The following is a 12,466-nucleotide window of genomic DNA, read 5'->3' on the forward strand; positions in this document are numbered from 1 at the left end:
GCCGTCGTGGCAGGAGCACCAGCGGGCGGTTGCCTCTAGTTCTTCTGCTGCCTGCTCTGCTCGGTCTGGCGTTCCTGCTCGTGCCCTTGGTCGGTCTGCTGATCAAGGCGCCTTGGTCGACGCTGCCGGGCCGCCTGTTCAGTGCCGACGTGTGGCAGGCGCTGCGGCTGTCGCTGGTGTGCGCGACGCTTGCCACTGCCTTGTGCTTGCTACTGGGTGTTCCTCTGGCCTGGTTGCTCGCCCGCGGCGGGCTGCCGGGGCGGAGTGTGATCCGGGCGTTCGTGACGGTTCCTCTAGTGCTTCCACCGGTGGTTGGTGGCGTTGCGTTGTTGCTGGTGCTCGGACGGCGCGGTCTGGTCGGGCAGCACCTCGACACATGGTTTGGCGTCTCACTGCCGTTCACCACTGCCGGTGTGGTTGTTGCAGAGGCCTTTGTGGCTATGCCGTTCCTGGTGATCTCTGTGGAGGGCGCACTGCGTGCTGCTGACCCGCGGTACGAGGAGGCGGCCGCAACACTCGGTGCCGGACGCTGGCTGACTTTCCGGCGCGTGACCCTGCCCTCGATCGCACCTGGTGTTGTTGCGGGCACAGTGCTCTGCTGGGCGCGTGCACTGGGTGAGTTCGGCGCCACCATCACCTTCGCGGGCAACTTCCCGGGCCGTACGACGACCATGCCGCTGGCCGTGTACTTGGCGTTGGAGACTGATCCCGAGGTGGCCGTCGTACTGAGTCTGGTGCTTCTACTGGTGTCTGTCGTCGTACTGGCGTCTCTCCGCGAACGCTGGATCGGCGGGCTCCGTTGACTCTGTACGCCGATGTGCAGGTGAGCCGTGGCTCCTTCGAGCTCGCACTGGACATGACTGTCGAGCCAGGTGAGGTTGTCGCGCTTCTCGGGCCTAACGGTGCCGGCAAGACCACAGCGCTCCGTGCCATCGCCGGACTACTCGCGTTGGACCGCGGACGCATAGCCCTCGGCGACACGGTGTGGGACGAGCCGCCACGCACGTTTCGCACGCCGGACCGCCGGCCGATCGGCGTGGTGTTCCAGGACTACCTGCTGTTCAACCACCTGAGCTGCTTGGAGAACGTGGCGTTCGGACTTCGCGCCCGCGGTGTAGAGAAGCAGACCGCACGACTGGAGGCCTCGCGCTGGCTCGAAACGGTCGGCTTGTCGGACTACGCCCGTACTCGCCCCCGCGCTCTGTCAGGCGGGCAAGCCCAACGCGTGGCCCTGGCCCGGGCGCTGGCCACCGACCCCGAACTCCTGCTGCTCGACGAACCACTGGCCGCACTGGATGCCGGTACGACGCTTCACGTCCGAGCCGAACTGGGCCAGCACCTCAACCGCTTCGAAGGCCGCACCCTGCTGGTCACCCACGACCCGTTGGACGCCATGGTTCTGGCCGACCGCCTGGTCATCATCGAGAACGGCCAAGTAGTCCAGGAAGGCAAACCCACCGAGGTGGCCCGCCGCCCCCGCACCGACTACGTTGCTCAACTGGTAGGCCTGAACCTCTACCGCGGCGACGCTTCAGGCACCGCAGTCAGACTGCCCGAGGGCGGCACGATCACCCTCGCCGAGCCAGCCACCGGCCCAGTCCACGTCGCTTTCCCGCCCACTGCCGTCAGCCTCTACGTAGAGCCCCCGTCCGGCAGCCCGCGCAACACCTGGCCCGCGGTAGTCACCGGCATAGAACAGCACGCCCACACAGTCCGAGTCCGCCTGGACGCCTCCCCCACGGGTCCCGCCGACCTCCTCGCCGACATCACCCCAGCCGCAGTAGCCGACCTCCACCTCACCCCCGGCCAACCCCTCCACACCACCCTCAAAGCCACCGAGGTCCACACCTACCCGGTGTAACCGCGCCACAGTGGGGCGGCCTGTGGATATCGACCTCGCCGGTCAGCGACCGAGTATTCTGCTGGTATGGCGGCGCAGCCTGTGGACCGGTCAGCGGAGGACCCGGAGCAGATTCTTGCTCTCCTGCCGCAGAAGTGGCACGAGCAGTTCCTCCACGACTACCACCAGGCTCTCGATGCGGCCCACGAGATCTGGCGCTTTCAGCACCTGCGAGATGTGCTTCATCTGTGGTACCTCCGCGCTGTCGCATACTCCAGTCCCGGATTCGACGAGGCACTCCAGGCAGTTCGTGAGAACAGGGCAGGGGAGTTCACACCTGCCGAGCAGGTCATTCCAGGTTGGCCAGATCGACCGTGACCTACCGCGTGGAGTTCCACGCAGCCGCACTTGCTCAGCTTGACGGACTACCTGCACCAGCGTTCGACGCCCTGGTCGAACGTGTCACCAAGCTCGTCAGCTCGCCGTGGGACGCTCATCCTCTCGACCCGGACAGACCGGCCTTTCGGCAATCCGTCTTCGGGTCCCTCGGCCTGGTGTCCTTCCACGTCGACGAAGCACACGAACTCATCCGGATCTTCGACGTGACCTGGGTCGGCTGACGAACTCCGCCTCCGGCGGACGCCGGCGGCTCACGAGGCACACCGGGCGAAGTTACGGACTGTGATGTTGTTGCCGTGGATTGACATGTGATTGCGGGGCGATTCACGCTCAGGATTCGCGGTTCGGTAACGAAGAGTGTCTACTTACTCACTCGTAGTGTGTGTGTTCTTCACGCGAGAGTGATGACATCGTGCACTACGCCGACCCCTCCCGGGGCGCCCAAGATGTGGCGGGACCGCGAAAGGGGGGTCGGACAGCCATGCACGAGAGTTACGAGTTCTACTGCCTTGCGGATCGGCGGTTCTACGAGACGCCGACCAACCGCGGTGCTCAGCATCCGGATTTCGCGATCACGCAGCGACCGGTGCCGGCCGGGTGGCAGCACGCGCCGGGCGAGCAGTGGATGCACTACGCGCCCGACGGTCTCCGGCTTCCCCCACAGGGCTGGAAGATCCACGTCTCGGCCCGGCTTCAGGACGTCGAGCGGACGCTCGAGGCCGTGTGGGAGTACTGCGTCCCGCGCGGCATCGCGTTCAAGTTCCTGCGCAACGAGGCCGTCCTGGTGATGACGAACTCGAAGGCCGCTCCCCGCGGGTCGAGCGGCAAGCTGGTGACGATCTACCCGACCGACGACACGCAGCTCGAGCTCGTGCTCAAGGAGCTCGACGAAGTCCTCCACGGCGTCGAAGGCCCTTATATCCTGAGCGATCTGCGCTACGCCGAGGGTCCGCTGTTCGTGCGGTACGGCGCCTTCGTCAGCAGGTACTGCCTCTCCCCGACCGGAGAACGCGTCCTGGCGATCGAAGACGCGCAGGGCAATCTCGTCCCGGACCACCGCGGCCCGACCTTCGTCCTGCCGCCCTGGGTCGAGCTCCCGGACTTCCTGAAGCCGCACCTCGACGCGCGCAACGCCGTCACCACCAACGACCTCGCGTACACGATCGACGGCGTCATCCAGTTCTCCAACGGCGGCGGCGTGTACCTCGGCCACCACAACGAGACCGGCGACCGCGTCGTACTCAAGGAGGGTCGCCCGCACGCGGGTCTCGACATGGCCGGGCGGGACGCGGTCGCGCGGATCGCCCACGAGCGCGACATCCTCGAGCAGCTCGACGGCCTCGACGCCGTACCGAAGACGCACGACTACCTGCAGCTGGGTGACCATCACTTCCTCGTGCAGGAGCACATCGACTCGGTGTCGCTGCAACGCGAGCTGGTACGGCGGTATCCGCTGACACATCCGGACGCGACGGAGGCCGACAAGGCGGCCTACGCCGAATGGGCGACCGCGATGATCGCCAAGGTCGGCGAGGCCGTCGGCCAACTGCACGAGCGCGGTGTGGTCTTCTGCGACCTGCATCCGGACAACCTGCTGCTCGATGTGAACGGCAAGCTGACGCTGATCGACTTCGAGGTCGCGACCAAGGCTGAGGACCATGCCCGCTCGACGCTCGCCCATCCCGGGTACGCCGCTCCGCAGGACCGGCAGGGTGTCGACGTCGACCGGTATGCGCTCGCCTGTATCGCGCTCGGCGTTTATGCGCCGCAGGCAACGATCTTGCTGAATCTCCATCCCGGCAAGGCGTTCCAGCTCGCCGACATGATCGCCGACACGTTTCCGGTGCCGCGTGCCACGCTCGACGCGGCCGTCGGGACGATCGTCGGCGCCAACACCACCAACGAGCTCGAAGACCTGGCCCTGCCCGGCAAGGCCGAGTGGACCGACGTACGCGCGGCGCTCACGAAGGCGATCGTCGCCGCAGCGACTCCGGAGCGCACCGACCGCCTGTTCCCCGGCGACATCGCGCAGTTCCGCGACGGCGGCGGCATCGACCTGGCCACCGGTGCGGCCGGCGTCCTCTACGCGCTCGCCAGGACAGGCGCCGGACGCTTCCCGGAGTACGAAGACTGGCTGCGCAAGCAAGCCCTCACCACCGCGGCGGGCCCCGGCCTGTACGACGGTCTGCACGGCGTCGCGCACGTCCTCGACGAGCTCGGGCACCGGCAGGACGCGCTCGACCTGGTCGAACGCACTCTCGCCGACGACTGGAGCTCCCGCGAGCTCGGGCTGCACTCCGGCCTGTCCGGCATCGGCCTGAACCTCCTGCACTTCGACACCGAGCCGGCGTTGCGGGCCAAGGCCGTCCGAGTCCTCGACCTGGTCGCAGACCGGCTCGACCACGACGTACCAGAGATCAGTGGCGGTCAGCACGCCCGCGCCGGCCTCATGTACGGCGCTTCCGGTCCGGCGCTGCTGTTCCTCAACGCGTTCGAGCAGCTCGGCGACACCGGCCTGCTCGACCTTGCGGAGATCGCGATCCGGCAGGATCTCAAGCGCACCGTGCTCACCGAGGACGGGATGCGTCAGGTCAACCAGGGCTGGCGGACGTTGCCGTACCTCGAAGAGGGCTCGGCCGGCATCGCGCTCGTCCTCGAGCGCTACCTGCGCCACCGCCCTTCCGAAGAGCTGGCTGCCACGCTCCAAGAGCTCAAGCGGGTCACTCACTGTTCTTACTACGTCCAGCCCGGCCTGTTCATGGGTCGAGCCGGCGTTCTCCTCGCCGCTGCCTCACTCCATGATCAGGTCGACGACCTGATACGTGGCCTCGGCTGGCATGCGATGCCGTTCGAGGGCGGCCTCGCGTACCCGGGCAACCAGTTGCTCCGTCTCTCGATGGACCTGGCCACCGGATCGGCCGGCGTCCTGCTGGCTCTGGGTACGGCGCTGCACCATGCGGATCCTGCGCCGGTGTCCCTCCCGTTCCTCGGACCTCCCCAGTGGTCCGAGTCCTCATCCCGACGACTTGCACCGAAGGAGGTGTAAACACATGGCACTTCTCGACCTTCAGGGTCTGGAGACCCCGGGTTACGGCCACGGCGGCCACCACCACGGCGGCTCCACGCTGACCGTGCTGGGCTGCGCTTCGCAGACCCCGAGCAACCTGAGCCTGCTGCTCTGCCACTGATACGGCACCTGTATGTCAGGTAGCTAGAGGTCGCGCGGATAGGTGGTGCCGGCGGCGCGTAGCAGGCGCCACCTATTCGCGGGACCTCTCGGGCCCTGGGCGGGCGTGCCTGCCCAGGGCCGACCTGTCTCCGAACCGGTAGCCCCGAGCCCGCGGGCTCGTTGTGTTGGTGGACGAGGAGAGTGAGGTGATCGACTCCGTGCAGGCTTATCCATGCGCCGAGCGTCTGACGCTCGTGGAGCAGGTGCACGGTTGTACCGTCGCGGACCCGTACCGCTGGCTCGAGGATGCTTCGGCGTCCGAGCACTGGCTGCGGGACCAGGACGACCTGTGGCTGACGTACGCCGCGTCGCTGACCAGCCGGTTCCGCTGGAAGAACCGCGTCCGGCAGCTGTCCGACGCCAGCAGCGTGTCCACGCCCGTCTGGCGCGGTGGCTGCTGCTTCACGCTGCGCCGCGAGACCGGGCAGCAGTACGCCGTGCTGTACGCCGACGAGACGCCGCTCATCGACCCGAAGCAACTCGACCCGGGCGGCCTGACCACGCTCGACGCCTGGCAGCCCTCCCCGGACGGCACCAAGCTGGCATACCAACTCTCCCGCGGCGGCGACGAACGCTCCTCGCTCCACGTCCTCGACGTACTGACGGGCGAGCTGATCGACGGCCCGATCGACGGCTGCCGCTACTCCCCCGTGGCCTGGCTCCCGGACAACGAGACCTTCTACTACGTGCGCTTCCGTCAGGTACGCCGCCACCACCTGGGCGACCCCGACGACGCCACGATCCTCGCCGGCGAGGCGTCGTACGGGCTGGAGATCAGCGCGGACGGCCGCTGGCTGACAATCTGTACGACGACCGACGTGTGGCTCGCCGACCTGATAACGGACGCGCCACCGCGGCACATCCCGCTGGAGGCGACCACAATCATGTCGGTCGGTCCGGACGGTCGTCTGTACGTCGTCACCACGCAGGACGCGCCCACCGGCCGGATCTGCGTCGGCGACCCGACCGAGCCAACGACCTGGCACGACTACATCCAACCGGACGCACCGCTGACCGGTCTCGCCGTCCTCGACGACGTTGTCCTGGTCAGCACAGCAACCGAGATCACCGTCCACGATCGTTTGACGGGCGAAGGGCAAGGCAGGGTCGAGCTGCCCGGTGCAGGATCGGTTGGTTCTTTGACGGCGCACGGGAGCCGCGCTTGGTTCAGCTACACAGACAGCGTCACGCCGCCGAGGGTCTACTGCTACAACGCGAGCACCCACAACACAACGGACTGGGGTAGGGCGGAAGGCGGTGGACACGACGCCGAGACGCATCGGCTGACGACCAACTCCAGCGTCGAGTTGCGGGTCATCGGCAAACCAGGACTGCGTCCCACGATTCTCTACGGGTACGGCGGGTTCGGGCAGGCGCTCACCCCGACGTACTCGGCCTTCGCGCTGGCCTGGGTCGAAGCAGGCGGCTCGTTCGTCACCGCGACCCTCCGTGGCGACGGTGCATCGAACACCCGCCACAACAAGCAGGACACCATCGACGACTTCATCGCCGCCGCCGAGCATCTGATCGCCGAAGGCTGGACAACTGCCGACCAACTCGCCATCTGCGGTGAGTCGAACGGTGGCCTCCTCACCGCAGCCGCACTCACCCAACGCCCGGAGCTGTTCGCCGCCGCGGTCTGCTCGGCACCGCTGACCGACATGATCCGCTACGAGTTGTCGGGTCTCGGCGAGCGCTGGACCGCGGAGTACGGCTCGGTCGAGAACCCCGACGACTTCAAGAGCCTGGCGAGCTACTCGCCGTACCACCGTGTCGCCGAGGGTGTGAAGTACCCGGCCGTGCTGCTGACGGCCTTCGGGAACGACACCCGCGTCGATCCGCTGCACGCGAGGAAGCTGTGCGCGGCGCTGCAGCACGCGACGGCAAGCAGCCGGCCGGTGCTGCTGAGGTTCGAGCCGAACGCCGGACATACCACCGGCGGCATCAACCTCGCCGCCGACATCCTCGCCTTCATCGCCAACGAGACCGGCCTGGGTCGATGATCAGCTTCGGAGAGGTAGCGAAGCACGGTCGGGGGTGGTTGCCGGTGATCGGGGTCAACGCGCTCATCGGCAGCGCCGTCACGCTGGCACTTCCGACCATCCTCGGTCGTTCGGTCGACTCGATCGTGGCCGGCACCGGGTATACGCGCTGGCTGATTGTCGCGGCAGCGCTGATCGGGCTCGGGATCGCCGCGAGCATCGTCGACGCGTTCGCCGGGGCGGCCTGTGTCGCCGAGACCACGGCCTGGCTCCGCCATCGGCTGGTCCGGCACGTCGTCCGCGGCGGCCCCGGCGGTACGCGCGACTTCGAGACCGGCGACCTCGTCACCCGCGTCTCCGCCAACGCCACCGACGCCGCCCAGGCCGGACCGGCCGCGGTGACCGCGATCGCCGCCATCGCGCCCCCGCTCGGCAGCCTCGTCCTGCTGGCAGTGATCGACCCCTGGCTGGCCGCCGCGTTCTTCGGTGGCGTCCTGCTCGTGGTCCTCGTCCTCTGGACCTTCGCCAAGCGGACTGCCGACGTCAGCCTCGCCTACCAGGAGACCCAGGGCCGCATAGCCGCCCTCCTGTCCGAGTCGCTCACCGGCATCCGCACCATCACAGCCGCCGGTACGACGGAACGCGAGGAGCGCCGCATCCTCGGCCTGCTCCCCGAACTGCACCGCAACGGCGTCGTCACCTGGCGGATCCTGGCTCGCTCGGGCGCGCAGGCCGCGGTCGTCGGCCCGCTCGTCCTCGTCGCCGTCCTGGCCGTCGGCGGGCTGCAGCTCGTGGCCGGCAACATCACCGCGGGCGAGCTGTTCGCTGCCTCGCAGTACGCCGTGCTCGGCGCAGGCCTCGGCAACCTGACCGGCGTGCTCGGCGAACTTGCCCGGGCCAAGGCCGGCGTCCAGCGGTCCGCTGAGGTGATCGCGATCGAGCCGGTCGCCCACGGCACCTTGGCACTGCCGGCCGGTCCCGGACAGCTGACGTTCGACGGCGTCAGCGTGGTCGCCGACGGGAACGTCCTGCTGGACAACGTGAATCTCGATCTCCCGGGTGGGATCACGATCGCTGTCGTCGGCCCGAGCGGCGCCGGCAAGTCGGTCTTCGCGGCGGTCGCGGCGCGGCTGCGGGACCCGTCGACCGGACAGGTCTCGCTGGACGGCGTACCGCTGCAGGCCGTCAGCCGGCGCGCGCTGCGCAGCGCGGTCGGGTGTGCGTTCGAGCGCCCGCAGTTGGTCGGCCGGACCGTCGGCGAGGCGATCGACCCGCACGCGGTCAGCCCGGTCCGTACGCTCGCCGCCGCCCGCGCCACCCACGCCCACGACTTCGTCAGCCGCCTGCCCGACGGGTACTTCACTTCGTTGCGCAAGGCACCGATGTCGGGCGGCGAACGGCAACGCCTCGGCCTGGCCCGCGCCTGGTCGGCCGGTCGCCTGCTGGTCCTCGACGACGCGACGTCGAGCCTGGACACCGCGACCGAACGCCAGATCAGCCGCACCCTCACCGAGGACCGGCACCACCGCACCCGGCTGATCGTCACCCACCGCCCCGCCACCGCCGCGCGCGCGGACCTGGTCATCTGGCTCGACCACGGCCAGGTCCAAGCCATCGCCCCACACGCCGACCTCTGGCACAACGGGTCGTACAGAGCTGTCTTCGGATGAGACGAGAGCTGTCGTACGGCGCTGCTGCGCTGCGGAAGCGAGCCACGGTCAGGTTGATCGGGTGGTCGGTTCCGGAGATCCTGCCGACGACGGTCTACGGGATCGCGGTGGCGCGGGCGACGGACAGCTTTCTCGACGGGCATGCGTGGCAAGGAATCGCCTGGCTGGGCGGGCTGGTCGCAACGGCTTGTTTGGGAGCGGCCGGAGCGCGGCAGGTGTACGGGCGGCTCGGTGAGCTTGTCGAGCCGTTGCGAGACGATCTGGTACGGCGGGTTGTCGGCGGCGCGCTCCGCTCCGGCGACGACGGGGCGGTCGCGCGACTCAACAGGCAGGTGGAGATCGTCCGTGACACGTTCGCGGGGCTGGTCCTCGTGCTGCGCAGTTTCGCGGTCACGCTGTTCGGCGTACTGACCGGGTTGTTGTCACTCGCTCCGCTCGTCGCCGCATTCGTCGTACCGCCGTTCTTGCTGGGATTCGTGCTGTCGCTCGCGGTGCTCGGGATGGCAGCGGACCGGGTGCGCGCCTCGCTGACCGCGGACGAGGAGCTCGCCGCGTCGGCCGGGATGGTGTTCGGCGGAGTACGCGACATCTCGGCCGCCGGGACCGAGGAGCACGCCGAGTGGTTGGCCGGCCGGCCGATCGAGGCCCACGCGGCGGCGGAGCGCGCGCTGGCAAAAGTGTCGGCGCTCCGGACGTTGTGCTTCGCGGTCGGCGGTTGGCTTCCGTTGCTGATCCTGCTCGCGGCCGGGCCGTGGCTGGTGGGGCGTGGAGTCAGCACGGGCACGTTGCTCGGCGGGCTCACCTACGTCCTGATCGGCTTGCAACCGGCGCTGAACACGGTGATGAACGCTCTGGGCGACAGCGGCCTGCGGTACGTGATCACGCTCGGCCGGATCCTCGACGCCTCGACACCGGCCGAGGATCCGCGACCGGTCGAGGAGCTGAACGGCTACGAGGTCCGCCTGCGTGCGCTCACGTTCGCGTACGGACCCAAGGCCGAGCCGGTGCTCGACCAACTCGAGCTGACGATCCCCGAAGGTGAACACCTCGCCGTCGTCGGCCCCAGCGGCATCGGCAAGTCGACGCTGGCCGGCCTCGTCTGCGGCATGCTCACGCCGACGGGCGGTCAGGTGCTGGTCGGTGGCGCCCAGCCTGCCGAGGTGACTCCGCATCGACTCGCCGAGACCCGCGTACTGATCCCGCAGGAGGCCTACGTCTTCAGCGGCACCGTTCGCGACAACCTCGCCTACTTGTTGCCTGACGCAACAGATCACCAGCTCGAACTCGCCGCGAAGGCTATCGGCGCAGAGCAACTCGTCGAACGCATCGGCGGCCTGCACGCCACCGTCCGGCCGAACGAGCTCTCCACCGGCGAGAAGCAACTGCTCGCGCTGGTGCGCGCCTATCTGTCACCCGCACCGCTCGTAGTGCTCGACGAGGCGACCTGTTTCCTCGACCCCGAGGCCGAGCGGCAGGCCGAGGAGGCGTTCGCGAAGCGTCACGGAACGCTCATCGTGATCGCGCACCGCATCAGTTCCGCCCTGCGCGCCCGTCGCATCCTGGTCCTGGACGGCAACCAGGCCGCGCTCGGGACCCACGCCGCCCTGATGCGCACGTCCCGCATGTACCGCGACCTGCACGGCAGCTGGACACCCGCACCCCGGACAGCCGCTCAGATCCAGCCGGCGTCCTGAGCCTTCCGGATCGCCTCGATCCGGCTCCGGGATCCGGTCTTGGCGAGGATCCGGGACAGGTAGTTCCGCACGGTGCCCGCGCTGAGGCTGAGCGTGCGGGCGACCTCCTGCGCGGTCGCGCCGGTGGTGACGTGCCGCAGCACCTCGCATTCGCGATCGGTCAGCGGGTTGTCACCGGCCTTCAACGCCGCCACAGCCAGTCGTACGTCGACCACGGGCAGCCCCTTCGCAACATCGCGCACCGCCTGCACGAGGAGGTCGGTGGTCGCGTCGGTCGCGATCAACCCGATCCGCGGCGCCTGCTTCACCAGCGCCAGGCTGGTCGCCGCGATCGCCTCGTGGTCGATCAGCACCAGCACGCCGCGCCCGGCGAGTTTGCTGCAGAGCTCCTCGATCCGGATCCGGCCGGGCAGCTGCGGGTCGAGCAGGAACACGTCCGGACGCCGCCCGGCCACCTGGAGGACGTCCTCCGAGCGGTCCAGCTCGGCCACCACGTCCAGGTCGTTCTCTCTTGCCAGCACCGCGGCCAGTGCACCACGCACCAACGTGCCGCGATGGCCGAGAGCCACTCGGATCACCGCTTCCGCCCCCATCACATCCGTCGCCTCATCCACCGGCCGCCACGCCCCGATCGCCGGACCGCGGCACCCGTGTCTCGATAACGAGCGAACCGTCCGGACGACACGGGACAACGCCGCCGAACGGCCCCGGACATCGGTTTCCAGGCGGTGGTAAACCGATCGGTTCCGCCCATCGCCGATCGGCGCGCCGGGGTCGGAAACCGTTCTGTTGTTGGGGTTTCGGAATGTCAGGCCCTGGAAAAAGTTCGGGGCAGATCGGAATCTGGGGTTGCGTTTCCGCGCAGCGTCCCACAGGATGACTCAAGTCACGCCGTTACCGGGGCGTGACCGTTCGGACGCCGTCCTGTGACCTGTCCGAGTGCCCCTCTCCCCTGCACGGGGGGCATGGTGCGTTCCACCATGCCCAACCTCACAAGGAGCGCTTTTCAGATGTCCAAGGCCCGACATGCCCGCACCCGGCGAAGTACCCGCCGGGTGGCTCGCACCCTCTCCATCGCCGGTCTGGGAGCCGGCATCACCGCAGCCGGCGCCGGTGCGGCGTTCGCGACCGACTACCAGGTCAAGTCCGGCGACACCCTGTCCGAGATCGCCCAGGCCAACGGCACCGACTGGCACGAACTGGCCCGGATCAACCACCTGAAGGACCCCAACCTCATCCTGATCGGTCAGACCCTGACGCTGGACGGCGTGAAGAAGGCCGCCGCCGCGCCGAAGACGGTCACCAAGAAGGCCGAGAAGACCTCGAAGTCCGAGAAGTCCGAGCGCAAGGCCCGGCCCAACCGTTCCGAGGACCGCCCGGCGACGAGGAGCGGCAAGGCCGACCTGAGCGGCGCCTGGGCCAAGGTCGCGAACTGCGAGTCCAGCGGCAACCCGCGCGCTGTGAACCCGGCCGGCTACTACGGGCTGTTCCAGTTCGACCTGCGGACCTGGCGCAGCGTCGGCGGTTCCGGCAACCCGGCGAAGGCCTCCGCGGCCGAGCAGCTGATGCGCGCGAAGAAGCTCTACGCGCAGCGCGGCGCCTCGCCCTGGCCCGTCTGCGGCAAGTACCTCCGCTGACCCGGCAGCCGGGCG

At 68.7% G+C, this 12,466-nt stretch carries 11 protein-coding genes; 10 read left to right on the forward strand and 1 reads right to left on the reverse strand.

Translation table 11 applies throughout. The annotated features are described in order from the left end of the window. Window positions 1–29 precede the first annotated feature (29 nt). The 9 genes from modB (at window position 30) to EV651_RS15145 (ending at window position 10,814) form a co-directional block, all read left to right on the forward strand. On the forward strand, window positions 30–803 hold the full coding sequence (gene modB / locus EV651_RS15105; protein ID WP_238156898.1) for a molybdate ABC transporter permease subunit: 774 nt from the start codon (window positions 30–32) through the stop codon (window positions 801–803). A gap of 20 nt (window positions 804–823) precedes the next feature. Beyond that, window positions 824–1,861 (forward strand): ABC transporter ATP-binding protein, encoded by a 1,038-nt coding sequence (locus tag EV651_RS15110; RefSeq protein WP_238156899.1) that lies wholly within the window; start codon window positions 824–826, stop codon window positions 1,859–1,861. Between the two features lie 66 nt (window positions 1,862–1,927). Beyond that, entirely contained in the window at window positions 1,928–2,218 is a 291-nt protein-coding gene (locus EV651_RS42370; protein WP_133785819.1) for a DUF6247 family protein, read from the forward strand. Beyond that, window positions 2,215–2,460: a type II toxin-antitoxin system RelE/ParE family toxin gene (locus tag EV651_RS15120; RefSeq protein WP_133785820.1), complete on the forward strand. Its 246-nt coding sequence runs from the start codon at window positions 2,215–2,217 to the stop codon at window positions 2,458–2,460. The genes EV651_RS42370 and EV651_RS15120 overlap by 4 nt, the downstream gene beginning before the upstream one ends. Window positions 2,461–2,720: 260 nt before the next feature. After that, the gene (gene lanKC, locus EV651_RS15125; protein ID WP_133785821.1) at window positions 2,721–5,285 is read left to right on the forward strand and encodes a class III lanthionine synthetase LanKC; all 2,565 of its coding nucleotides are present in this window, start codon (window positions 2,721–2,723) and stop codon (window positions 5,283–5,285) included. Window positions 5,286–5,289: 4 nt separating this feature from the next. After that, complete coding sequence (locus tag EV651_RS15130) at window positions 5,290–5,427, forward strand: SapB/AmfS family lanthipeptide (RefSeq protein ID WP_130387812.1); 138 nt, start codon at window positions 5,290–5,292, stop codon at window positions 5,425–5,427. Window positions 5,428–5,614: 187 nt separating this feature from the next. Further along, entirely contained in the window at window positions 5,615–7,471 is a 1,857-nt protein-coding gene (locus EV651_RS15135) for a prolyl oligopeptidase family serine peptidase (RefSeq protein WP_202870338.1), read from the forward strand. Beyond that, the gene (locus EV651_RS15140) at window positions 7,468–9,120 is read left to right on the forward strand and encodes an ABC transporter ATP-binding protein (RefSeq protein WP_133785822.1); all 1,653 of its coding nucleotides are present in this window, start codon (window positions 7,468–7,470) and stop codon (window positions 9,118–9,120) included. Before EV651_RS15135 ends, EV651_RS15140 begins: the two co-directional genes overlap by 4 nt. Beyond that, window positions 9,117–10,814: an ABC transporter ATP-binding protein gene (locus tag EV651_RS15145; RefSeq protein ID WP_133785823.1), complete on the forward strand. Its 1,698-nt coding sequence runs from the start codon at window positions 9,117–9,119 to the stop codon at window positions 10,812–10,814. Before EV651_RS15140 ends, EV651_RS15145 begins: the two co-directional genes overlap by 4 nt. Here EV651_RS15145 and EV651_RS15150 read toward each other — a convergent pair. After that, window positions 10,793–11,428, reverse strand: a complete 636-nt coding sequence (locus EV651_RS15150) for a DNA-binding response regulator (RefSeq protein ID WP_238156900.1) — start codon at window positions 11,426–11,428, stop codon at window positions 10,793–10,795. The genes EV651_RS15145 and EV651_RS15150 overlap by 22 nt on opposite strands. Before the next feature lie 396 nt (window positions 11,429–11,824). Between EV651_RS15150 and EV651_RS15155 the strand changes: the two genes are divergently transcribed. Further along, on the forward strand, window positions 11,825–12,451 hold the full coding sequence (locus EV651_RS15155) for a transglycosylase family protein (RefSeq protein WP_133785824.1): 627 nt from the start codon (window positions 11,825–11,827) through the stop codon (window positions 12,449–12,451). The last annotated feature ends 15 nt before the right edge of the window (window positions 12,452–12,466 follow it).

Source organism: Kribbella sp. VKM Ac-2571, from assembly GCF_004362255.1.
Taxonomy (GTDB): Bacteria; Actinomycetota; Actinomycetes; order Propionibacteriales; family Kribbellaceae; genus Kribbella; species Kribbella pratensis.